Origin of the sequence: Campylobacter sp. RM16188 (assembly GCF_012978795.1) — a bacterium.
Lineage (GTDB): Bacteria > Campylobacterota > Campylobacteria > Campylobacterales > Campylobacteraceae > Campylobacter_A > Campylobacter_A canis.
The window spans coordinates 111,932-136,193 of record NZ_LIWQ01000006.1 but is presented as its reverse complement, the minus strand read 5'-3'; the positions used below and the strand labels follow the sequence as shown (position 1 = coordinate 136,193).

Annotated in this window: 24 protein-coding genes; 15 read left to right on the top strand and 9 right to left on the bottom strand. The window is 37.1% G+C overall.

Features of this window, described 5'->3' with window-relative positions:
- The 9 genes from CDOM16188_RS04965 to CDOM16188_RS04925 all read right to left on the bottom strand — a co-directional run.
- A partial coding sequence (locus tag CDOM16188_RS04965) for an alpha/beta fold hydrolase (protein ID WP_367649337.1) occupies positions 1 to 180 on the bottom strand: 180 nt, incomplete at its 3' end.
- Positions 170 to 400: a type II toxin-antitoxin system Phd/YefM family antitoxin gene (locus CDOM16188_RS04960; RefSeq protein ID WP_169940864.1), complete on the bottom strand. Its 231-nt coding sequence runs from the start codon at positions 398 to 400 to the stop codon at positions 170 to 172. The genes CDOM16188_RS04965 and CDOM16188_RS04960, both read right to left, overlap by 11 nt.
- 115 nt (positions 401 to 515) lie before the next feature.
- Complete coding sequence (locus CDOM16188_RS04955; RefSeq protein ID WP_172199748.1) at positions 516 to 1,550, bottom strand: D-alanine--D-alanine ligase; 1,035 nt, start codon at positions 1,548 to 1,550, stop codon at positions 516 to 518.
- 9 nt (positions 1,551 to 1,559) lie between these two features.
- Positions 1,560 to 2,114, bottom strand: coding sequence for a Holliday junction branch migration protein RuvA (ruvA, locus tag CDOM16188_RS04950; RefSeq protein WP_172199745.1), 555 nt, complete (start codon positions 2,112 to 2,114; stop codon positions 1,560 to 1,562).
- On the bottom strand, positions 2,111 to 2,671 hold the full coding sequence (locus CDOM16188_RS04945) for an ABC-type transport auxiliary lipoprotein family protein (protein WP_172199742.1): 561 nt from the start codon (positions 2,669 to 2,671) through the stop codon (positions 2,111 to 2,113). The genes ruvA and CDOM16188_RS04945 overlap by 4 nt, the downstream gene beginning before the upstream one ends.
- On the bottom strand, positions 2,668 to 3,582 hold the full coding sequence (locus tag CDOM16188_RS04940) for an MlaD family protein (RefSeq protein WP_172199739.1): 915 nt from the start codon (positions 3,580 to 3,582) through the stop codon (positions 2,668 to 2,670). Before CDOM16188_RS04940 ends, CDOM16188_RS04945 begins: the two co-directional genes overlap by 4 nt.
- Positions 3,582 to 4,319: an ABC transporter ATP-binding protein gene (locus CDOM16188_RS04935; protein WP_172199736.1), complete on the bottom strand. Its 738-nt coding sequence runs from the start codon at positions 4,317 to 4,319 to the stop codon at positions 3,582 to 3,584. Before CDOM16188_RS04935 ends, CDOM16188_RS04940 begins: the two co-directional genes overlap by 1 nt.
- Positions 4,316 to 5,440, bottom strand: a complete 1,125-nt coding sequence (locus CDOM16188_RS04930; protein ID WP_367649336.1) for an MlaE family ABC transporter permease — start codon at positions 5,438 to 5,440, stop codon at positions 4,316 to 4,318. Before CDOM16188_RS04930 ends, CDOM16188_RS04935 begins: the two co-directional genes overlap by 4 nt.
- A gap of 18 nt (positions 5,441 to 5,458) precedes the next feature.
- Entirely contained in the window at positions 5,459 to 7,360 is a 1,902-nt protein-coding gene (locus CDOM16188_RS04925; protein WP_172199730.1) for a flagellar assembly protein A, read from the bottom strand.
- A 139-nt stretch (positions 7,361 to 7,499) separates the two neighbouring features.
- Here CDOM16188_RS04925 and murJ point away from each other — a divergent pair, with 139 nt between their 5' ends.
- From murJ to CDOM16188_RS04850, 15 genes are all read left to right on the top strand, one after another.
- The gene (gene murJ, locus CDOM16188_RS04920) at positions 7,500 to 8,900 is read left to right on the top strand and encodes a murein biosynthesis integral membrane protein MurJ (protein WP_172199728.1); all 1,401 of its coding nucleotides are present in this window, start codon (positions 7,500 to 7,502) and stop codon (positions 8,898 to 8,900) included.
- The gene (gene cysS, locus CDOM16188_RS04915) at positions 8,887 to 10,272 is read left to right on the top strand and encodes a cysteine--tRNA ligase (protein WP_172199726.1); all 1,386 of its coding nucleotides are present in this window, start codon (positions 8,887 to 8,889) and stop codon (positions 10,270 to 10,272) included. Before murJ ends, cysS begins: the two co-directional genes overlap by 14 nt.
- 8 nt (positions 10,273 to 10,280) lie before the next feature.
- Positions 10,281 to 11,996 carry an ABC transporter ATP-binding protein gene (locus CDOM16188_RS04910; RefSeq protein WP_172199766.1) on the top strand — a complete coding sequence of 572 codons (1,716 nt, stop codon included), beginning with the start codon at positions 10,281 to 10,283 and terminating at the stop codon, positions 11,994 to 11,996.
- Positions 11,997 to 12,037: 41 nt separating this feature from the next.
- A complete protein-coding gene (locus tag CDOM16188_RS04905) occupies positions 12,038 to 13,105 on the top strand; it encodes a quinone-dependent dihydroorotate dehydrogenase (RefSeq protein ID WP_172199724.1) in 1,068 nt (355 codons plus the stop codon).
- Between the two features lie 20 nt (positions 13,106 to 13,125).
- Positions 13,126 to 14,376, top strand: coding sequence for a pitrilysin family protein (locus CDOM16188_RS04900; protein ID WP_172199722.1), 1,251 nt, complete (start codon positions 13,126 to 13,128; stop codon positions 14,374 to 14,376).
- Entirely contained in the window at positions 14,373 to 15,269 is an 897-nt protein-coding gene (dapA, locus tag CDOM16188_RS04895) for a 4-hydroxy-tetrahydrodipicolinate synthase (protein WP_172199720.1), read from the top strand. Before CDOM16188_RS04900 ends, dapA begins: the two co-directional genes overlap by 4 nt.
- A gap of 2 nt (positions 15,270 to 15,271) precedes the next feature.
- Positions 15,272 to 16,060, top strand: a complete 789-nt coding sequence (locus tag CDOM16188_RS04890) for an enoyl-ACP reductase (RefSeq protein WP_172199718.1) — start codon at positions 15,272 to 15,274, stop codon at positions 16,058 to 16,060.
- Positions 16,057 to 16,596: a CDP-diacylglycerol--glycerol-3-phosphate 3-phosphatidyltransferase gene (gene pgsA / locus CDOM16188_RS04885; protein ID WP_172199716.1), complete on the top strand. Its 540-nt coding sequence runs from the start codon at positions 16,057 to 16,059 to the stop codon at positions 16,594 to 16,596. The genes CDOM16188_RS04890 and pgsA overlap by 4 nt, the downstream gene beginning before the upstream one ends.
- Positions 16,597 to 16,639: 43 nt before the next feature.
- The gene (locus tag CDOM16188_RS04880) at positions 16,640 to 17,278 is read left to right on the top strand and encodes a transcriptional regulator (RefSeq protein ID WP_172199714.1); all 639 of its coding nucleotides are present in this window, start codon (positions 16,640 to 16,642) and stop codon (positions 17,276 to 17,278) included.
- A 190-nt stretch (positions 17,279 to 17,468) separates the two neighbouring features.
- Complete coding sequence (locus CDOM16188_RS04875) at positions 17,469 to 17,834, top strand: Rid family detoxifying hydrolase (protein ID WP_172199711.1); 366 nt, start codon at positions 17,469 to 17,471, stop codon at positions 17,832 to 17,834.
- A gap of 72 nt (positions 17,835 to 17,906) precedes the next feature.
- Positions 17,907 to 19,283 carry a C4-dicarboxylate transporter DcuC gene (dcuC, locus tag CDOM16188_RS04870; protein WP_172199708.1) on the top strand — a complete coding sequence of 459 codons (1,377 nt, stop codon included), beginning with the start codon at positions 17,907 to 17,909 and terminating at the stop codon, positions 19,281 to 19,283.
- Positions 19,284 to 19,294: 11 nt separating this feature from the next.
- On the top strand, positions 19,295 to 20,461 hold the full coding sequence (locus CDOM16188_RS04865; protein WP_172199705.1) for a PLP-dependent aspartate aminotransferase family protein: 1,167 nt from the start codon (positions 19,295 to 19,297) through the stop codon (positions 20,459 to 20,461).
- A gap of 3 nt (positions 20,462 to 20,464) precedes the next feature.
- Positions 20,465 to 21,832: an adenylosuccinate lyase gene (gene purB, locus CDOM16188_RS04860; RefSeq protein WP_172199702.1), complete on the top strand. Its 1,368-nt coding sequence runs from the start codon at positions 20,465 to 20,467 to the stop codon at positions 21,830 to 21,832.
- A 5-nt stretch (positions 21,833 to 21,837) separates the two neighbouring features.
- Positions 21,838 to 23,187, top strand: coding sequence for an MmgE/PrpD family protein (locus tag CDOM16188_RS04855; protein ID WP_172199699.1), 1,350 nt, complete (start codon positions 21,838 to 21,840; stop codon positions 23,185 to 23,187).
- A gap of 59 nt (positions 23,188 to 23,246) precedes the next feature.
- Positions 23,247 to 24,260, top strand: a complete 1,014-nt coding sequence (locus CDOM16188_RS04850; protein ID WP_172199696.1) for an AI-2E family transporter — start codon at positions 23,247 to 23,249, stop codon at positions 24,258 to 24,260.
- Positions 24,261 to 24,262 lie beyond the last annotated feature (2 nt).

The window sequence follows — 24,262 nt, the reverse complement described above, 5'->3', positions numbered from 1 at the left end:
CGGCATATCGATATAAACGTGTTTAAAATCGTTTAGAAATTTACCGAAAGCCTTTTTCATTATCTCCTTATTCGCTCCCCAGCCGTGTAAAAATACTATAGCGGGTCCAGATGATAAATTTAAAATTTCATAGCTTATGGTATAAATTTTACCGCCGAATTTGATATCCTTACTCGCCATTTTCACCCTTTTTTCTTGATGAGTAAATAGCTTGTAAAACCTCCACGGCCTCGCATAATCGCTCATATTCCGCCATATTAAGTAAGACCGCTTCAAATTTATTATTTTTTACGATAACGGCTCTCTTTATCTGAGCCGAGCCTACTTTAGTAAGTACAGCGCTAAAATTTCTAACGACTTCGGTTGCGGTATAAATTTCATCTTTGCTAAATGTAGTCATTTTTGCTCTTTTATGTAAAATTTTACATAAAATATAACACATAAGCCTTTAAAATCGGCTAAATCAGGCTACTAAATTTAGCGATTTAACAGCCTGATGATATTTTATTTGTGTTTTATAGTTTGCCTTTTGCGGAGGTGATTGAGTTGATAAACTGATAATCTATCCTTATTTCCCGCTCTCTAGGAAGGTTTTTAGCCAGTGCATTTATCGTTGCTTCAAAGTCGTCAAACAGATAGTTTGCAAGGCTTCCTGGGTTTGGATTGATCTCGTTTAGATAGACTTCATTATCTATCACAAAAAAATCACACCTTATAAGCGCGCCGTCAAACCCGCAGTTATAAATTTTTTCAAAACTACCTTTGAGTTTGGCTTTTAACTCCTCGCTTATATCAGCCTCTTTTGCCCTACTTTCGCTTGAAAAGCTCATATACTTTTGCTCATAGTCAAGGAATTCTTTCTTTTTTGGCTCTTCGATGATTGAGAATTTTATCTTGCCGTCTATCTTGCACCCTGCTAGGTTATACTCCTTTACGCCTTCTATAAAGGGTTCGGCTAAAATTTCACTATCAAATTCAAATGCCACGTCTAAAGCGTATTCAAGCTCGCTCTCATCTTTTACCACGCTTACTCCGATGGAGCTGCCCAGCCTACAAGGCTTTAAGATCGTAGGAAGCGATAAATTTATCATATCCTCTCTTCTTAATACGTCGTATTTTAGCGATTTTACACCCGCTTTTGCTGCTAGAAGCTTGGTTAATTCTTTGTTGTAGCTCATTGCGCTTGCTTCAAGACGAGGACCGATATATCTGATACCGAAAAAATCTAGCAAAGCGGCTATTTTGCCGTCTTCGCCGTCCATTCCGTGGATTAAATTTATATAGACATCGGCATCTATTTTTTTCTCGCCAAACATCCCGCCTATAAAAAATCCGCCGTTTTTAAGAAGCAACTTTTTGTTTTTTTTATAGTTTCCCGAGCTAAAGAAATTTGCTTTCATATCTTTTGCTTCGATTAGATAAAATTCTCTAAATTTATCGCAAAATACAAATACAAGTTCGCTTTTAAGCACGTTTTTTAAAGCTATTGCGCTTACTATGCTGATCTCGTGTTCGTAGCTTTTGGCTCCAAATAAAATTCCAAATTTCATACCTATCCTTTATCCTAGTTTTTTAAGAGCTTCTTTGATAAGCTCGCTTACGTTTGTTGCCGTGCAAGTTGAGAGCACCTTAGATATCTTATCTCGCTTAAACCCAAGACTCTCAAGTGCTAAAATCGCCTCATGATGATGACTTGGCATAGCATCATCGCTTACGAGTTTAGCATCGCTTAACTCGGCTATGATACGCCTTGCGGTTTTTACGCCTATACCGGGAACCGATTTAAGGGCGCCCGCGTCGCCGTTTAAGATAGCGTTTGTAAAAGCGTTTGGATTTAAACTCGAGCACACCGCCATAGCCGTGCTTGCGCCTATGCCGTTTAGTTTGATAAGCATCTCAAACATCCTTTGCTCGCTTACATCTAAAAATCCGTAAAGCAAATTCGCATCTTCTCTGATTATTTGAGTTATGCTAAGTTCTACTTTTTCGCCTTTTTCAAGCTTTGCCGAGCAAAAAAGCGATATAACTATACCGTATGTAACGCCGCTTGAGGTTTTAAGCAGAAGGTACGCGGGCTCTTTTTTGGTTATTATTCCTTCGATTGCTTTTATCATTTTACTTCCTTAATCCTTTTTAAAATTTCATCTACAGCCTCATCAAGAGCCAAATTTAGCCCGTTTACTACATCTTTGTCTAAATTTGAATTAATCGGCTTGCTTGCAGAAATTATCTCGCTTTTTAAAATTTGACCATTTTTTACAAGCGAAAAAGCAAGCGTTATTTTAGTATTTTTGATGCCGGCTTCAAGGCTTATTAGAGTAATTTGCAAATTTAAATTCGTCTTATCAAAACTAGGTTGCAAAAGGCAACCGGCGTGCATAGTGTTGAGAATTCTCTCATAAATCATCTCGCTTGGAAGACTTATCCATTTGCCGCTTTTAAGAGGATAAATTGCTCCGTCATTGCTGCTTACGAGGATATCTCTACTTTCAGATGCGGCTTGGGACTTTACCGTAGCGATATAAATTTGCTTTTTATCCGTCTGCTCTTTACAAATTTTAAAATCCCCTTTTGCAAGGGTGAAATATCTTATCTCGGGCGCGCTTTTTGCTATGACGGAGCAGCCGCTTATCATAAAAGCAAGTGTCAGTATAGATATAAAATTTCTCATCTTTTATCCTTATCTTCTTTTGGGTCCTTGAAGAAAAATTCATAAGGTCTGTCTTCTAGTCTAAAAAGGGTTTGTCTAAATTCTTTTAATGCTTTTTGAAACTCTATCATCGTTTCGCTAACCTCGCTTGAGAGTGAATTTAAGGTTGTTTTAAAATCAAATTCGCCGCTTTTTATCTTATCTTGTATGAGTACTTGAAGATTTTTAAATTCCCCCACCCCGCTACCTATCTTATCGGGGATGAAATTTATCGCTTCAACCGTCTTGCTAGAAGCCTTTATAAGACGCTTAAAGTCTAAAATAGCTTCATTCGCAAGCTTTATAGTTTCGTTTATATCGATATTTTGCTCGTCAATCTCTTTTGTGATACTATCGATCGAATTTAGGATAGAGCTTACTTTACCGATATTTTCTTCGTTTAGAATTCTATTTACTTTTGAAAGAGTATCTTCAATACGCTGAGTTAAATCATTTGCTTTTCCGCCTATTTTTTCAAGCAGGCTTGCCTCAAGCTTGATATAGGCCTTTTCATTTTCGCTAAAAATTTCGCTTTGATGCGAGCCTCTTTGGATATTTAAGTAGCTTATGCCCGTAATCCCTTGACTCTCCGCTATGGCGGTGCTGTCCTTTTTTATCGGCAGTTCCTTTCGTACTAGCAACTCAACCTCTATCATCGCCTCTTTAGGATCTGCAAATTTGATATTTTTTACTATTCCCGCATCAACGCCTATAAATTTTACTTGCGAGTCTTTTTTGATCCCGTTTGGAAGATCGGTCGTAAGGATATAATAAGACCTATAAGCGTCTTTTGACTCCCCATAGCTTCCCATCCACCACATAAATCCGCCTATGGCCGTTACTACAGCTACGAAAAATAGCCCCACTAGCGTATAATTTACCCTATTTCCCATTATCGTTTCCTTGTCTTAAACAGCTCTTCAAGAGGGTTGTTTTTAAGTCCGTCAAGCTCGGTCAAATTTCCTTCAAAAAGCACTTTTTTATCTTCAAGTATCAAAAATCTATCAAGTATATCGCATATGCTGTCTATGTCGTGAGTTACCATTACTACGGTGAGTCCAAGCGTATCTCTTAGTTCTACAACCAGCTCGTCAAGCGCTCTGGCACTAATTGGATCAAGCCCGCTGTTTGGCTCGTCTAAAAAGAGAATTTTTGGACTTAGCACAAGTGATCTTGCCATAGCGACACGCTTTTTCATACCGCCGCTTAGCTCACTTGGATACTGAAGCGCCGCACTTGGATTTAGACCTACCTTTTCAAGCCAAAACATCGCTATCTCTTTCATCGATTTTTCGCTCATGCTGCTATACTCTTTTAGCAGTATGTAGATATTTTCAAGCACGTTCATCGACGTATAAAGCGCTCCAAATTGAAACATAACTCCGCATTTTAGCCTTATCTCTTGCCTTTTATCCTCATTTGCAGCCCATAAATCCTCTCCAAACATCTTTATATGCCCGCCGCTTGGCTCTTTTAGATATATCATTGTTTTCATCAGGGTTGATTTACCAGTTCCGCTTCCGCCTAGAAGTCCGTAAATTTCAGCCTCGTTTACATGAAAATTTACTCCGTCATGTATAACTTTGTTGCCAAATTTCGTGGTTATTTGAGTCGCTTTTATGATACTCATATGCCAACTTGTGTGAAGATGATTGAAAATAGCGCATCAAGCATAATTACGCCAAATATAGCATTTACAACGCTTATAGTAGTATAAATTCCCACACTTTGTGTGCTACCGCTTATCTGAAATCCTCTCATGCAGCCTATAAAAGCGATAGCCGCTCCAAAAAACGGTGCCTTGATAAGCCCCACATAAAGATGTCTAAGCTCAACTTCTTGACGAAAACGACTTAGATAATCGCCAAAACTTATATCAAGATAGGAATTTAGCACGACCATTTCGCCAAAAATCCCTGCCGTATCGGCTAAAAACACAACCAAAGGCATAGCGATTATAAGGGCTACAACCCTAGGAAGCACTAGAAATTTAAACGGATCAAACCCCATCGTCTTCATAGCATCAACCTCTTCGGTTATCTTCATAACGCCAATTTGCGCGGTAAAGCTTGAAGCAAGCCTTCCTGCAACGACGATAGCGGCTATTAGCGGAGCTACCTCTCTAAGCGTGAGCATACCCATCATCTCGACTATGATTATACTTGCTCCGAATTTTTCTAGCAAATTTGAGCCTTGATAAGCAAGTACGATACCGACTAGAAAAGAGGTGAGGCAAACTATAAAAACGGAATTTATGCCCGCATCTTGAAAATACGTAAAAATTTCTTTGATCCTAATGCTTTTTGGCACAAATATCGATCTTAAAAGCTTTATCAAAAGCTCTCCTAAAAAGGCTAAGAACATCACAGAATCAGAGTAAAATTTAGCTATCTTTTCGCCTATAACGGCAAATATGTTTTCATCTTCTTTAGTTTGCAAAATCGCTTTTATATCAGGGCTTATCTCTTTATTTATGGAGTTAAAAATTCTCTGCTGACTTTCGTTTAAATTTATAAATTCGTATTGTTTTTGACTTTTTGTAAGGCAGTTTCTTAAAAATATCGCAACCGCATAATCAAGCTCTTTTACCTCTTTGAAATCAAGCACTATTTTTTTGTATTTTCGCGAGGATATAAGCGATGAAATGGAGTTTAAAACAGCTCTTTTTAGCTTGAAATTCCACTCGTTTTTTAAATTTATAACCAAGATGCCTTTTTGCAGATCATAGCTATAAAATTTGTCGTTTGACACCTTGAACAATTTAGCCCTCTAAACTTTTCTTACGTTGTTGCTTTTTTTGATCGCATAATCAACTTCGCCGTCTTCGTTCTCGATCTTTTTGATCATCAAAACCCTTGCGATCTCGTTTTCTCTCGTGTTATAAACTATCTCTTTAGGAGGATCGACGAGCTTAAATTTTATCTCGTTGAACTCTCGCCAGTTGCTGTGATTTATAACTTTTGAGCTAAAAATTCCGTCTTGGATATCCTTTATCTCCTCTTTTAGCTCAGCTATACGCGCTCTTTTTTCTTGAAAATCTTTCAAGATAGTGTTGTATTCGTGCACAAGCTGCTGGTACTCTTTAAGCTTTTTTATGAATGTTACGGGCGGTGTTTTTTGACTCGCTCTAAATTCCTGCATCTTTTCTTTGATGATATTCATCGGTCCTCTATTTTCTTCGATGACGCATTTTTTGGACTCAAGCTGCTTTGGAGTCTTTGCTATCTGCTCTTTTATCTCTTTTATTTGAGCCATGTATTCATTTATCTTGTCGCCGCTATTTTTTACCATGCTAAAATCAACTAAAATTTTATTATTTACTCCGCGAAGCTGCTTTATCTCAAGCATATCTGCAACTATGATAGTCGAATTTGACGCTAAGACGCCAACCTCTAGTCGCTCGGCGATAACTTCGCCTCCAAGCATTGATTTTATTACCGCCGTTTTTGCCTTAACCTTGCCGTTTTCCAAGCGGTCTATCTCGACATGATCTCCGTCAAAGCTTCCTATATGCACGGCTATTTTAGCCTCTTTTGCTTCTATATACGATTTGGCGTGGGTTTGTCCGCCTATGGTTATTTTATTTGCTTTTACAGTTGCGTTTTGAGCTACGTTACCTTGGACGTTTATCTCGTTTGCCTCAACGTTCATTCCTGCACCTATGGCATCTTTTGTAACGTCGCTTTCTTTCACGTTTAAAGTTACGTTATTATCAAGCCCCGTATCTATTGAGCCTGTGGTTTTAAACGAAATTTCATTTACGTCAAGTTGCTCTTTGATATCAAAAACACCTTTTTCTTCGCATACGTAGCCTGCTTTTTTGGAGTAGTACTTAATACCCTTTTCATCCTCTACAGCTTCTATATTTTCGCTATGTTCAAGCATTTTTGAAACGCTTGTTCTAGGCTCGGCCACGGATAAAAGATTTCCTCTTACATCACGACCCGATTCGCCAACGGCTGATTTTACGTATTCGGCTACAAGCTCGTTTTCTGCAACTCCTAGCAAATATCCTCTGTTAGCGTAGTTTATCTTGCCTTGATTATCGGCTCCTTGAACCTTGTTTTTATAGTGATAAATGAGCCCGTCATCAATAGCCTCTATAGGATCGATGCCCGAAGTTACTACAAACGTGTAGTCTTTGTCTATGATCTCGTTTATACGAAGCATGGATGAGATTTTACTAAGCTCGGCTTGCATGGCTTTATTTCTGATACCGATTAAAATTCCTACCTTGATGAGCTTTTTGTATATAAATTCGCGCATCTTGGCTTCAAAATCTTTAAAATACACCACATCGTTGCTTCTTGAAACGGTAGCTACTATCTTAGTCAAATTTTTATTTACGTTTAAAGCGATATTTGGAAGCGGTTTTGGCTTGTTTTTTCTAATGTCAAAAAACTCCACCTTATAAGTTTGTTTGATACTTTCAACCTGATTTACGTAAAATTTATCATCGTCAAAGATACTAAGCTTATCCTCTTCAACGGACTTTATCTCGCTATCTCCTAGCAATTTATACTCGGTAAAAAAAGTTACGATATTAAAATCTATAAATTTAGCTTCTACGTTAAAATTACTTACTAAATTCGGGATTTCTCCATACGGATTTGGCGTTTGCATTATTATCGGATCAAGATAAGTCGGTTGATTATTTTGACTGTTTTCCACTTTAAATTTCTCTCATAAATCACATAAATTTGCCTATTATCTCTAAAATTTGATTAAAACAAAGTTATGGCTCGGTTTTACGTCTTTTAAAACTAAATTTGCGTATCATTTCGTATCTTAAATTTATATATGGAAATTTATGTTTATAAAAGGTTTTTTTTCAAACAGCGTAGGCATACTTACTTCTAGAGTCCTTGGGCTTTTTAGAGATCTGCTTACGGCTTCGACTTTGGGCGCGGGAATTTATAGCGATATCTTTTTTATAGCCTTTAAGATACCCAATCTGCTTCGCCGAGTATTTGGCGAAGGAGCGTTTTCGCAAGCTTTTTTGCCAAATTTTACGAAAGCGCAAAAAAAAGGAATTTTCGCGGCTGAAATTTTTTTCAAATTTCTATTTTTTATTGCGATTTTAACTCTACTTGTAAATATCTTCGCTCCTCAATTTACTAAAATAATCGCAACGGGACTTAGCAATGAGGACATTGCTAACGCAGTGCCTTTAGTAAAGATAAATTTTTACTATCTAGCACTTATTTATATAGTTACATTTTTGGCATCCTTGCTTCAGTATCGTCAGCACTTCGTTACCACGGCATTTTCGACAGCGCTTTTAAATTTAGCCATGATTACTTCGCTTTTTTTATCACAAGGCAAAGAGCCCAAGATAGTGGCTTACTATCTTAGTTTTGGCGTGGTGGCGGGTGGAATTTTGCAAGTCATAGCCCATCTTATAGCGCTTTATATGACATCTATGTCAAGGCTGTTTTTTGGCGGAATTTTAAGATTTATAAAAGGCAAAAGAGCAAATTCCAAAGGATTTTTTACAAATTTTTATCACGGGCTTTTAGGCTCTTCGGCTATGCAGATAAGCTCGTTTATGGATACTTGGCTGGCTAGCTTTTTAGCGGCAGGAAGTATAAGCTATCTGTTTTATGCAAACAGAATTTTTCAGCTTCCGCTTGCGATTTTTGCCATTGCGCTTTCGACCGCGCTTTTTCCAAAGATAACAAAGCAAATCAAAGCCAAAAACGAAGCAGAAGCTCTAAAATGGATGAATAAAAGCTTTGAGTTTTTGTTTTTCTTACTTGCTGCGGCTATGCTGGGCGGGATTATTTTAGCTCATCCTATCATAAAGCTGCTCTTTGAAAGAGGAAGTTTTGACGCGACAAGCACTTATGAGACCGCTAGAGTTTTGCAAGCTTATATGATAGGACTTTTGCCTTTTGGTTTAAGTAAGCTCTTTTCGCTTTGGCTTTATGCAAAACTTCAGCAAAAAATCGCTTCTAAAATCGCGATGATATGCTTGGGGGTAAATTTAATCCTTGCAGTGATCTTGATGCGTCCTTATGGGGCTTTTGGGCTTGCGCTTGCCAGCTCGCTTGGAGGCTTTGTGCTGCTTGCTTTAAACATCAAAGCTTTTGGCGCAAGGGAATTTTTAGCTATAATCAGCTTTAAAAGACTAAGTGTAATGGTCGCTGCTTTGAGCGTTTTTGCTCTGATTTTAATATTTTTAAGGAATTTTATAGATGCAAATTTTTGATAGCGTAAAAAAAGAAAAAGTTAAATTTGAGCCGATTGATGAAGGCGTAGTTAGAATTTACGTCTGCGGACCTACGGTCTATGACGATTCGCATTTAGGACATGCTAAAAGTGCGATTAGCTTTGATCTGCTTAGGCGTGTTTTTATCGAGCTTGGATATGATGTCAGATTTGTAAAGAATTTTACCGATATAGACGACAAAATTTTAAAAAAGATGAGCGAAACGGGCGAGAGTTTAGAGGCTATAACGAGCCGTTATATAAAAAGCTATAAAGACGATATGAGAGCTCTTAACGTGCTTGAAGCCGATATCGAGCCAAAGGCTACGCAAACACTTGAAGAGATTATAGAGTATATAAGAAATTTGCTTATTGAAGGGTTTGCTTACGAGATTTCCGGTGACGGGATTTACTTTGATACTTCAAAAGATAGCGAATATCTAAGCTTAAGCGGCAAGAGCGAAACAAACGAAAATATAGCCCGCGTGGAGAGCAATGAGCTTAAACGCAATGAAAAAGACTTCGTGCTTTGGAAATTTGACGAAGCATGGTATGAAAGTCCTTTTGGCAGAGGTCGTCCGGGCTGGCACACCGAGTGCGTGGCGATGATAAAAAAGCACCTTTCAAGTGGCAGCAAATACGAGATAGATATACACGCAGGAGGTATCGACCTGCTCTTTCCGCATCATGAAAACGAAGCGGCACAATGCAGATGCGGCGAGAGAAAAACACTTGCTAAATACTGGATGCATAACGGATTTATCAAAGTAAATGATGAAAAGATGAGCAAGAGCCTTGGAAATAGCTTTTTTGTAAAGGCGGCTCTTAAAGAAAATTTAGGCGAAGCGCTTAGGTTTTATCTGCTTAGTTCGCACTATAGAGCACATTTTAATTATTCCGATGAGGATTTGGTTGCGAGCAAAAAGCGACTGGATAAAATTTACCGCCTTAAAAAGCGCGTAGGCGAAGATAATTTAAGCGAAGAGAATTTGGAGTTTAAATCCGAGCTTTTAGAAGCGCTTAAAGACGATCTAAACACTTCAAAAGCTCTTTCAGTGATAGATGAATTTGTAAAGGTTGCAAACGAACGCCTTGATCAAAATTCAAAAGACAAAGCTTACAAGGGCGAAATTCTAGCGAATTTAAGACTGATAGCGCGAGTGTTTGGGATATTGCAAGTTGATGTTTATGAATATTTTCAATTTGGCGTAAGCGATGAGCAAAAAGCGCTTATAAACGAGCTTATAGCCCAAAGAAACGAGGCAAAAGCCGCTAAGGACTATGCAAAAGCGGACGCTATTAGAACCAAGCTTTCGGATATGCAAATAGCTATTATGGACACCCCTAACGGCACGATGTGGGAGAAATTATGAGCCTAAAGATGAATCTAAAAGATGTCTTAAGGCGTTTTAGCCCATACTTTAAGGATTATATACCGCAGTTTGCGCTAGCCATTCTTGGAATGCTGCTTGCAAGTGGTGGCACGGCAGCGTCTGCATGGGTAATCGAGCCTGTGTTAAATAAAATTTTTATCGATAAAAATAAAGAGCTTTTATATCTGCTTCCTTACGCGATAGTAGTGATTTACTTCCTAAAAGGGCTTGGCACTTTTTTACAAGCCTATTTTACAGCTTTCATCGGACAAGATGTGGTAAGAAGATTTCGCGAGAAGTTGCTTGCAAATTTACTAAATTTGGATATGAAATTCTTTAACGACTTTCGAACAGGCGAGTTAATAAGCCGAAATATCAACGATATAGAGCGCATTAGAAGTATTGTCTCATCAATGATCCCTGAGATGATAAGAGAAAGTATAACAATACTTGGGCTTCTTTGCGTGGTGATATATCAAAGTGCCCAGCTTGCGTTTTTTGCTCTTATTGTTTTGCCGGTTGCGATATATCCGCTATCTTTGCTTGCTAAAAGGATGAAAAAGCTTTCAAAAGCGGCTCAAGAAAAGACATCCGACATTAGTTCGCGTCTTAGTGAAATTTTTACAAATATTGAGATAATAAAAGCAAACAACGCACAAGATTATGAGCATACAAGATTTGTCGAAGAGAATAATAAATTTTTCAAACTGAATTTAAAAAGCGTAAAGATAGACGAATCTGTAAGCCCTATCATGGAAGTTATCGGCAGTATCGGGGTCGCAGCCGTTGTTATCATTGGCGGCAAGGAGGTTATCGACGGACAAATTACCATGGGAAGCTTCTTTTCGTTTTTAACCGCTCTTTTTATGCTCTATACGCCAGTAAAGCGAATTTCAAGGCTTTATAATAGAATTCAAGACGCAGTTGCGGCAGCCGAAAGGACATTTGAACTGCTTGATAAAAAGCCTATGATAACAAGCGGCACAAAGCAAATTCCAAGCGTGATAGAATCTATAGAATTTCAAGATGTCAGGCTAAAATACGATGACAAAGAGGTCTTAAAAGGCATAAATTTAAACGCCTTAAAGTCTCAAATGATAGCGCTTGTCGGCTCAAGCGGTGGAGGCAAAAGCTCTATCGTAAATTTACTCATGCGATTTTATGACACTCAAAGCGGGCAAATTTTAATAAACGGTATCGATATACGCGAATTTGATCTAGCTTCGCTTAGAGATAACGTGGGACTTGTTAGCCAGCGCGTTTATATATTTAACGACACGATAGCTAAAAATGTAGCTTACGGGCGAGAATTTGACGAAGAGGCAGTAAAAGACGCGCTTAAAATGGCAAACGCTTATGAATTTGTTATTTCGCTTGAGGATGGCATCAACACCGTCTTAAACGAATTTGGCACCAATCTTTCAGGCGGACAACGCCAAAGAATAGCAATCGCAAGAGCGCTTTATAAAAACCCTCAAATTTTGATATTTGACGAGGCGACATCGGCTCTTGATAACGAAAGCGAGAGACAAATTTCAAATGCGATCGCAAATTTACAGCACGAAAAGATCATTTTTGTTATAGCTCACCGCTTAAGCACTGTTGAAAATGCCGACAAAATCGCCGTTGTAAGCGACGGAAAAGTAGTTGGATTTGGTAGCGATAAAGAGCTTAGCGATAGCTGCGAGATATATCAAAAACTAAAAGGAAAATCGCTAATTTAAGTTCAAATTTGCTAAAATTCGCGAAAATTGAAGGATAAATTTTGGATTATAATACCCTAAAATCTATTTTTTTTAAATTCCAGCCGGAAACTGCACACAAGATCGCAGAGTTTGGGCTAACTTCGCTTTCATCGGTATTTCCTGGCTCTCTTAGCTTCCTTGCAAATAAGTGCGTGGTAAATGACGCAAGGCTTCAGCAAAATTTATTTAACATAGTTTTTAATAATCCGGTAGGAATCGCAGGCGGGTTTGATAAAAACGCAGTAATGATAAAGCCTTTAACCGCGCTTGGATTTGGGCATATCGAATTTGGCACCGTTACTCCAAAAGCGCAAAAGGGAAACGACAAGCCAAGACTTTTTAGACTTGTGGAAGAAGAAAGCATCCAAAACGCGATGGGCTTTAACAACGAAGGCTCAAAAAGCGTATCAAAAAGAGTAAAAAAACTATATCCTTTTGTTATCCCTCTTTTTGCAAATATCGGCAAAAACAAAGTTACTCCAAATGAAAAAGCCATAGATGACTATGAAAATTTAGTGCGGGAATTTAATGAAATTTGCGACGCTTTCGTGATAAACGTCTCTTCGCCAAATACTCCAAATTTGCGTGCTTTACAAGAAGAAGATTTTATAAAAGAGCTGTTTTCTCGTATCCGTCCGCTTACTTCTAAGCCAATTATCTTTAAAATAGCTCCTGATATGAGTTATGAAAAAGCTGTAGAAATTTGCTCCTGTGCCGTTATTAACGGAGCGGACGCGCTTATAGTAAACAACACGAGCGTTGATTATTCGCTTTCAAATTCGCCTAATCTGCAAAATTTCGGAGGGCTTAGCGGCAAAATTATAACCGAAAAATCGGCAATGCTTTTTAAGGCTGTTGCAGATGAGCTGTTTGGCAAGACCATACTCATAGCAAGCGGTGGCATAGATAGCGGCGCAGAGGCGTATAGACGCATAAAAATGGGTGCAAATTTGGTTCAAATTTATACGGCTTTTATATTTAAAGGACCTTTTGTTTGCCAAATGATAAACTCAGAAATTTTAAGACTGCTTGAAGCTGATGGATTTGCCCATATAAGCGAAGCTGTCGGAGTAGATGTAAGAAAATAAATAAAAATTTAAGGTAAAAAATGCTTTTAAAATATTCAAAAACTAAGTTAAAAAACGGCTTTGAGATCTATCATATCCCCCTAAACAAAGGCTCGGGCGTGATAAGCGTGGATCTTTTTTATAAAGTTGGCTCCAGAAACGAAGTGATGGGCAAAAGCGGCATCGCGCATATGCTTGAGCACCTGAATTTCAAATCGACTAAAAACTTAAAAGCGGGCGAATTTGACGAGATAGTAAAGGGCTTTGGCGGTATGAATAATGCAAGCACGGGATTTGATTATACGCACTATTTTGTAAAATGCTCAAAGCAAAATTTAGATAAATCGCTTGAACTATATGCCGATATCATGTCAAATTTGAGTCTAAAAGACAAGGAATTTCAGCCTGAGCGCGACGTAGTTCTTGAAGAGCGCAGATGGAGAACTGATAACTCGCCTATCGGTTTTTTGTATTTTACGCTTTTTAATAGCGCATTTATCTATCATCCATACCACTGGACGCCGATAGGGTTTATCGAGGATATTAAAAACTGGAGCATTGAGGATATAAGAGAATTTCATGCGACTTACTATCAGCCTAAAAACGCGATACTTCTAATAAGCGGCGATATAGATAAAAAATCAGCCTTTGAGCTTGCTAAAAAGCACTTTGAGGGCATTAAAAACTCACGCGAGATACCAAAACTGCATTGCATAGAGCCCGAGCAAAACGGTGCAAGAAGGGTTGAAATTTATAAAGATAGCGAGGTCGAAATGCTTGCTATGGCGTTTAAAGTGCCTTCTTTTACTCACGAGGATCAAGTCGGTCTAAATGCGCTAAGCGAGTATCTAAGTAGCGGAAAAAGCTCGCTTTTGCATAGAATTTTAGTTGATGAAAAATGCCTTGCAAATCAAATTTACGCTTACAACATGGACAATATAGACGAAAGCTTGTTTATCATCATGGCAGTTTGCAATCCTGACGTCAAAGCCGAAGTCTTAGAGCAAGAGATAAAGGAGATTTTGGAAGGCGTTAAGACGGGTAAAGTTGATAAAGACGAGATAACTAAGATAAAAAATAGCATAAAGTCTGATTTTGTATATTCGTTTGATAGCGCTTCAAGAGTGGCGAATTTATACGGAAGCTTCCTAGCTCGCGGAGACATCAAGCCTCTTTTTGAACTTGAGAGCAAGATAGAAAATTTAAAAGCTAAAGATATAAATGAAATTTGCAAAAAATATTTCACCGATAAGACCTCCACAACGGTAATCTTAAGAAAGGATACAAAGTGAATAAAAGAGTCATACAAGGCGCTATGACGGCGCTTATCACGCCTTTTAAAAACGGTAAATTAGACGAGCAGGCTTACGAAAAGCTCATAAAACGCCAGATAAAAAACGGCATAGACGCCGTGGTACCTGTGGGAACGACCGGAGAGAGCGCTACGCTAACTCATGATGAGCATAGAATTTGTATCGAGATAGCCGTTAGCGCTTGTAAGGATACGGGGGTAAAGGTTCTTGCGGGTGCCGGTAGTAACGCAACCCACGAAGCTGTCGGGCTTGCACAATTTGCTCAATCGCACGGAGCCGATGGTATCCTTTCGGTTGCACCATATTACAATAAGCCTACTCAAGAGGGGCTTTATCAGCACTACAAAACCATAGCAAGCAGTGTTGAAATCCCCGTGCTTTTATATAACGTGCCGGGTCGAGTGGGAGTTGATATCCTGCCATGCACTATTTTTAGGCTCTTTAATGACTGTGAAAATATATTTGGAGTAAAAGAGGCTAGCGGAAGTATCGATAGGTGCGTAGATCTGCTTGCCCATGAGCCAAATTTGGTCGTCATAAGCGGTGAAGATGCGATAAACTACCCTATCCTTTCAAACGGCGGTAAAGGCGTGATATCGGTAACTTCAAATTTGCTTCCGGATAAAATTTCAGAGCTTACGCACTTAGCGCTTGACGAGGAGTATATCAAGGCAAAAGCGATAAACGATAAGCTTTACAATATCAACAAAATGCTATTTTGCGAGAGCAATCCGATCCCTATAAAAGCAGCTATGTATATCGCGGGACTTCTTGAAACGCTTGAATATCGACTGCCGCTTTGTGCGCCAAGTAGTGAAAATTTAAAAAACATAGAAGAGACTATGAAACAATACGAGATAAAAGGATTTTAATAGTGGATAAATTTGCAGATGAATTTAGAGGAAAAACGCTAGTTATAAGCGGCGGAACAAGAGGTATAGGACGCGCGATCGTAGAAGAATTTGCTAAAGTCGGTGCAAATATCGCATTTACTTACAACTCAAACGAAGAGCTTGCAAACACGCAAGCCAAAGAGCTTGAAGAAAATTTCGGCATAAAGGCGAGAGCTTACGGACTAAACATACTTGAACCTGAAACTTATAAAGATCTCTTTGAGCAGATTGATAATGACTTTGATCGTGTGGATTTTTTCATATCAAACGCTATCATTTCAGGGCGCGCGGTTGCGGGCGGATACACGAAATTTATGAAGCTTCGCCCAAGAGGGATAAATAATATCTTCACGGCCACCGTAAATGCCTTCGTGGTAGGCGCTCAAGAGGCTGCAAAAAGGATGGAGAAAACGGGTGGCGGAAGCATAATATCTCTTAGCTCAACGGGAAATTTGGTCTATATCGAAAACTATGCAGGGCACGGAGCTTCAAAAGCGGCTGTTGAAGCTATGGCAAGATATGCCGCAACCGAACTTGGAGAAAAAAATATCCGAGTAAATGTGGTTAGCGGTGGACCTATCGAAACGGACGCGCTAAGAGCTTTTACCAATTACGAAGAAGTGCGCGATATGACGGCTAAGCTTAGCCCGCTAAATCGTATGGGACAGCCGACAGACTTAGCCGGAGCATGCTTATTTCTTTGCTCAAGCAAGGCTAGTTGGATAACGGGACATACATTTATAATAGACGGCGGAACGACATTTAAATGAGCTTAAATTTACCGAATTTACTTGCGTTTTTACGCATTTTGCTAGCGCCTGCGATGTTTTATATCCTCGTAAACGCTAATACGCATTTTGAAGATGTGCATATCAGTTGGATAAATTATTTTGCGGGACTTATTTTTGTTATCGCTAGTGTCACCGATTTTTTTGACGGCTATATCGCAAGAGCGTGGGATCAAAAGACCAAGCTTGGCGCTATAATTGATCCCCTGGCCGATAAGATGCTGACTCTAGCTGCATTTTTGGGGCTTATGATGATGGATAGAGCAAGCCCTTGGGCGATATACCTCATACTCGTTCGCGAATTTTTTATAACCGGCTTTCGTGTGGTTATAGCGGCTGAAGGGCTAAATTTGGCAGCTTCAATGGCGGGAAAAGTAAAAACAGTATTTCAAATGATAGCCATAGGATTTTTGATAATGCAGTGGCCGTTTGCAAATTTACTGCTCTGGATAGCAGTTGGATTAACGCTATATTCTGGGTTTGAGTATATTTTTGCTTATATTAAATCGGATAAGTAAAAATATACTGTTAATAAAAGAAAAATAATTAAAAGTTGCATTTATGACAGAAGAGTTAAAAAATAAATATAAAAAACTTGTAGAATTTTTAGGAAAAGTTCTTGGTGAAAATTATGAAATTGTGCTTCATGACATAAATAAAGAAGGTTCTAGCGTAGTTGCCATAGAAAATTCTCACATAAGTGGTAGAAGCATAAATTCTCCTCTTACAGGGTTTGCCTTGGAACTTATACAATCAAAAAAATATTTAGAGTGCGATTATCTTACTAATTATAAAGCTAAAACGAAAACAAATTTGAAAATAAACGGCTCAACTTTTTTTATAAAAAATGGAGATCAAATAGAAGGAATGCTTTGTATAAACTATGACGGAAGTAAATTTGAAAAAATTTCAAATGAAATTCTAAAGCTTGCAAATTTGGAAACTCAAGATACAAAAATCACCACTCAAGAAGCAATAGAACAACTAAGCGAAAATATAGAAGAGATTATAGATACTATACTTCAAAAACACAATCTTAATATAGGCGACTTAAAGCCAAAAGATAGAGCAGAATGCATAAAAAGGCTCTATGAAAATGGTATATTTAATGTTAAAGGCTCAATTCCAAAGGTAGCTAAATATTTAAATATTTCAGAGCCTAGCGTGTATAGGTATTTGCAAAAAAATCAAAATCACTAAAATTCTGTTACTCTACTTACTATTTTATTTAATAAAAAATTATTATAGTTCATAAAAATAATGCTTTATTAAACTAACATAGCTTATATTTAATAATTTTCTATTAATTTTTTCAAAAATTCAATAAAAATTTATCTTTATTTGTATAAAATTTTCATAAATAATAAAATTTTATTATCAAGGAGAAAATATGGATAAATATCCCAAAGCTATAGGCCCTTACAGCACATATAGAGTATGCGGTAACTTTGTATTTATTTCAGGTCAATTGCCTATTGAAACTCAAAATAATGAGATTGTGCAAGGAATCAGCTTGCAAACCAAAAAATCACTCGAAAATATAGGAGCTATCTTAAATGAGTTGGGGCTTGATTTTAAAGACATTGTAAAAACAACAGTACTTTTAAAAGATATTAATGATTTTTACGAAATGAATAAGATATATTTAAGCTTTTTTGAAGAGCCTTATCCTGCAAGAAGTTCTTTCGGGGTTAAAGATCTACCAAAAGATGCTTTAGTTGAGATAGAAGCTATAGCTTATAGAAATTCAAGGTGATTTTGTTTATACAAAATCTATTTTCCAGTATTTAATAAAAATAAATACTGTTAAATTAAAAAAGGATGGAAAATGCTAGGACTAATCATTGCTTTAATGGTTATATCTCTGTTGGTTTTTATGCTTTATAAAAAAATTAACGCTCAGGCTGCTTTACTGATAAGTGGTCTTTTGTTGTTAAGTGCTGCTGCTATATTTGGTATTGGAGATATAATAGAACCAAAAAAGAGTTTAAATTTTGCCTTTTTTGACCTATTTGAAGTGGTTAAACAAAAATTGTCTTCAACACTTGCAGGGCTTGGTCTTACATTGATGTGTATAGCGGGATTTTCTGCATATATGGATCATGTGGGCGCAAGCTATTCGTTGTTTAAAGTGTTTGAAAAACCTCTTAAGTCGGTTAAAAACCCGTATATTCTTCTTGTAGTTTCGTATGTAGTTGTTCAAATAATTGTTATATTTATACCTTCTCATGCAGGACTAGCTCTTCTTCTTATGGTTACTCTTTATCCTATACTTATAAGAACAGGAGTTAGTAAACTATCGGCACTATCTGTAATAGGCGCTTGTCAGTTTATAGATCATGGTCCTGGAAGCGGTAATGTTATTTTTGCTTCAAAAGTTGCCGGAATAGATCCTGCGGCATACTTCATTTATCATCAACTTCCTACAACTATTCCAATTATAATAGCTGTAGGAATTGCCGTATATTTTTCACAAAGATATTTTGATAAAAAAGATAACTTTATTTTTAATGCACTAAGCGTTGAAAACGATCTAAAAGAAGCCGGAGAAAAAGAGATTAAAAAGCCACCTCTCATATATGCAGTTTTACCTATTATACCTATAGTTCTTATACTAGGATTTAGTAAAATTTTTAACAGTCCTATCAAGATGAATGTTCCTGTGGCTATGCTTATATCTACAACTATAGCTATCGTTTTTGAGTGTGTAAGATACAAAAGCATAATTGATACCGTAAATTCTATAATGATATTTTTTAAAGGAATGGGACATCTGTTTGTCATAACGGTATCTTTAATCGTGTGCGGTCAAGTGTTTGCAAGTGGTCTTTTGGCAGTTGGATTTTTAGATACTTTGATAAATTTTGCAAAAGATGCAGGAGTAGGAGTGTTTGCCATTATTGTGTTTGTGTCTTTACTTCTTGCTATTAGTGCTTTTTTAATGGGCTCTGGAAATGCTGCATTTTTTAGTTTTGCAGATCTGATACCGGATGTTGCGAAATCATTTAATGTTGAAACTATTACTGTTATATTGCCTGTTCAAGTTATGACAGGATTTGGAAGGTGCATATCTCCTATAGCACCTGCGGTAATTGCCGTTGCAACTATAGCAAAAGTTAGTCCCCTAGCTGTCGTTAAGAGAACCGCTATACCTATGATAGTAGCAGGGCTTACGAATTTAATTATGACTTATATCTATTTATAGGAGAAACTAAAATGAAAACCGATACTAAGCTAACTCATATTGGAAGAGGAGATGAAACTTTAGATGTTAGGCCGGTAAATCCTACTATCATGAGAGCGTCAACAATTCTTTTTAAAAATCACGAAGCGTGGCAAGCTTGTAGAAAAGCAAGGGAAACACAGAGAGTTTTAAGCTATGGAGCTAGAGGAACCGCTACAAATTTTGAGCTTGAAAAACTTATTTGTGAGCTTGAAGGAGGATATAGAGCCCAACTTTTTCCTACGGGACTTGCTTCTCTTGCAATGGTTCTTTTAAATTATGCAAGCGTAGGCGCTCATTTTATAATAACAGATGCAATTTATGGTCCGGTTAGATCAATATGCGATAATTTTTTAAATAAAATCGGTGTTGATATAGATTTTATTAAAGCTGATGCAAGCGATATTGAAGAAAAAATTAAACCAAATACCAAGCTAATACTTTGCGAAAGTCCAGGCTCAATACTTTACGAGATAATTGACCTTCCAAGGCTTTGTAAAATTGCTCACGCTCATAATATTCCTGTTGCAATAGACAGCACATACAGTTCGTCATATCTTTTAAGCCCTATTAAATTTGGCGTAGATATAGTTGTAGTTGCGGCGACTAAATATTTAAGCGGACATAGTGATGTAACAATGGGTATTGTTGTCATAAATGAAAAAGAGTGGGCAAATTTTAATAAACTTCCAGAAATTTTTGGCTTTACGGCAAGCCCCGATGATGCTTATTTGGTATTAAGAGGCATAAGAACTCTTGGTGTCAGACTAAAAGCTCATGAAAAAAATGCAAAAGAGATAGTTGAATTTTTGCAAACTAGAGATGAAATTAAAACGATATTTTATCCTGCTCTTAAGTCTCATCATAACCATGAAATTTTTATGCGAGATCATAATGGTGCAAATGGTATGGTTACTATTGAATTTAAGGATGGGATCAACAAAGATGAGGCTATTAAATTCGTAGACAACCTTAATCTGTTTTCAATTGGAGCTTCTTGGGGAGGGTATGAAAGTTTAGCAACTGTAACAGTTCCTCCTAGAACTGCCACCGATTGGAGTGATAGAGGTCCTTTTGTGAGATTTCATATAGGGCTTGAGGATAGCGGTGATCTAATAGAAGATTTAAAACAAGCACTTAATAAAATCAATAAAGGATAAAACATGCAAAAAGTAAGTGTTTTTGATATGGTTATCTTGCAAGACTCTTGGTCAACTTCTGTGATGAGGGAAATTTTTTGTGAAAAAAATAGAATTCAAAAATGGCTTGATGTGGAATCTGCGCTTGCTAAGGCACAAGCGCAACTTGGTATCATACCTCAAGAAGCGGCTTGTGAGATATCTAAAAAAGCTAATTATAAATTTCTGGATATTGATTTTATATTTAATGAATTTAAAAAAACCAAGCATCCATTAGTGCCTACCGTAAGAGCTCTTGAAAAAGCTTGTGACAAAGGACTTGGTGAATTTGTTCATTTTGGTGTTACGACTCAAGACATAATAGATACCGGGCTTGTTTTACAGTTTAAAGAAGGATTGGGCATTATAAAAAATGATCTAAAAGACATATCAAAGACTCTTTTAAAACTTACAAAAGATCATAAAAATACACCTATGATGGGGAGAACTTTATCCTTACAAGCCCTTCCTATTACTTTTGGCCACAAAACCGCAATTTGGTTATCTGAATTAAACAGGCATTTTGATAGAATTGAGGAGCTTGAAAATAGACTTTATGTAGGACTTATAGTCGGAGCAGTGGGAACAAAAGCTTCACTTAGCGATAAAGCGGACGAGATTGAAAATTTAGTAAATGACTATCTTGGGTTAAAGACTGCTGATATTTCTTGGCAGCCTGCAAGAGATAGATTTATAGAACTTGGATATGTTCTTGGCAATATAAATGCTACATTCAACAAAATAGCCCATCAAATTTTAATCATGTCTCATAATGAGCTTGATGAAGTTTCCGAACCTTTCGGAAAGGGTCAAGTAGGAAGCTCTACAATGCCACATAAAAGAAATCCTGCAATCAGTGAAAATGCAGTAACTGTTAGCAATACCCTGAAAGCTAACATAGCTATTTTATCGGATATAGAAAGACACGAACATGAAAGAGATGGTCAAGTATGGAAGATGGAGTGGAAGCTTTTACCTGAAATTTTTCTTATGCTTTCCGTAGTTTTGGACAATATGAAAACAGCGCTAAGCGGGCTTGAGGTTAAAAAAGACAAGATGCTTAAGAATTTAAATCTTTTAGGAGGTTTTGTTTTGGCTGAAAGAGTTATGTTTGCACTAGCCGATAGTCTTGGCAAACAGCATGCTCACGAGATAGTCTATGAATCTGCCATGGAGGGAATAGAAAAAAATATAAGTTTTAAAGAGGTTTTGTTGCAAAATAAAACTATCTCAAGTGTGCTTGATCAAAAAGAGATAGATAGGCTACTTGATCCTTCAACATACGTAGGATATGCTCCACAAATTGTAGATAGTTTTTTGGAAAAAATTCAAAATAGCAAAATTCTAAAGTAACGACTATGTATTCTGTAAAAATAGCAAAATTTATCTCAAGTATTGAGTATGAAAGCATCCCAAAAGAGGTGATTTTAAGAGCTAAAGAGCTTATGCTTGATACGATAGGTGTAGCTATAGCGGGAAGCAGTGAAAAAAGCGTGATAAATGCAATAAGATCTATAAGTTGTCTAACAAACTCAAAAGGTAAAGCTAAAATTTGGGGGCACAGTAAAAAATTTGCCCCTAATTACTCTGCCATGATAAATGCTATAAGTTCGCATGCGCTTGACTTTGATGATACTCACACAGAAGCAATTGTGCATGCAAGTTCTATTTTAACTCCTCTTTGCCTTACATATGCAAGTCATTTTAAAATTTCAAATAAAAGAATTTTAACTGCCTTTATAGTAGGATGGGAAGTTGCAGCAAGAGTCGGTATAGTCTCAAAAGGTAGTTTTCATAAACGCGGATTTCATACTACTTCAATAGCGGGAATATTTGGAGCTACTGCTGCCATGAGTGTCTTGTTTAGTTTGAGGGAAAGTGAATGCGTTAATGCCTTTGGGCTTGCCGGAAGTTTTGCAAGTGGAATAAATGAATTTTTATCTAATGGCTCAAATTCTAAAGTCATACATGTGGCAAATTGCGTAAACAACGCTATTTTAGCTACTACTTTTGCAAAAAACGGTATGAGCGGACCCATTAGCGTATTTGAAGGTAGAGATAACATATTTAAAACTTTTGGAATAGAAAAAGAGTGCAATAAAGAACTGTTGTTGCAAGATCTTGGTAAAAATTGGCAAGTTATGCAAGTTTCCTTAAAGCCGTATCCAAGCTGTCATTTTACTCATGGCTTTATAGAGTGTGCTTTAATGCTAAGAGAGGATAATTTAAACCCTGATGATATAAAAAATATAAAATGCTACGTTGATGAAGTTCCTATAAGTTTTATTTGTGATCCTATAGATAAAAAATACGCTCCTAAAACAACCTATGAGGCTAAATTTTCAATGCCTTTTTTAATGGCTCTTGCATTTTTTGACGGATATATAAACCTTTCTAGTTATAATAACCTAGAGAGGAGTGAAGTCATCAAATTTGCAAAAAAAATAACCTATATAAAGCATATATCAAGCGGATTTCCTAAATATTTTCCGGGACACATTGAGGTCATTTTAAGCAATGGAAAAACGATAAAAAAAGATATTTTTGTAAACAGAGGAAATTTTGATAATCCACTTAGTTTTGAGGAGATATTTTTAAAATTCAAAAATTGCTCTTTAAGTAAATTAGATACAGAAAATATATTAAAAATTGCTGAAATTATTAAAAATTATGAAAATTCAAAAGAGAACCTAGAACTATTTTTGTAAATTTATCCGATAATTTTAAACTTCATTGGGTATAATTTCCTAAATTTTAAAGGAACTTTTTGAAAAGCAATGTATTTATAGTATATTTGGCAAGCTTTGTTGTGGTTGCTGCAGGTCTTAAGGCCGCAGGAACGATAGTTTTGCCGTTTTTGATAGCTGTTTTTATAGCTATCGTTATCTCTCCTGCGATCAATCAGCTTCAGAAGCTAAAGCTACCAAGAATAGTCGCGTTTATCTTGGTTGTGGGAGTCATTTTTGTATCTTTGGGCTTTGTTACAAATACCGTTATAAGCACTATAAATGGGCTTTTAGGACATCTTCCGGAGCTTCAAGCTAAATTTAAGATTTTCAACGATCAAGTGATAAGCATTTTGGCTAAATACGGGGTTGAAGATGTTCAAAAGATCATCCCAAGCGATTATGACCCGAATAAAATTTTCGCAAACCTGGGCACGCTTTTAAGAAGCAGCACGGAGCTTGCTTCGAAGAGTTTTTTTATATTTTTGCTTGTTACGTTTATGCTTTTTGAAACGCACATATTTAGGCAAAAGGTTGATTATTTTGCTAGCAAAAACCCGCAAGCCGAGATGATCGTAGATACCTTTATCTCAAATTTAAAGCGCTATCTTGAGATAAAGACCATAGCTTCTTTCGCGACGGGAGTTTTTATATTTGCAGGGCTTGAGATGCTTGGTGTGCCTTACGCTCCGCTTTGGGGGATTGTCGCTTTTGTTTTAAACTTTATCCCGACTATTGGCTCTATCATAGCGGCGTTTCCTGCGATACTTGTTTCGCTTCTTATAAACGATATTAGCACGACGTTTTGGACCGTGATACTATATCTTGTCGTGAATTTAGCTATCGGAAATTTTATTGAGCCGAGATTTCTTGGCAAAGGGCTTGGTATAAGCACTCTTGTTGTGCTGCTTAGCCTTCTTTTTTGGGGATTTTTATTCGGTATCGGCGGTATGTTTTTGGCAGTTCCGCTTACTATGAGCCTTAAATTGGCTCTTGATGCCAACCCCAACACGAAATTTATCGCCGTTTTACTTAGCGATAAGATTGAAAGGTAGAA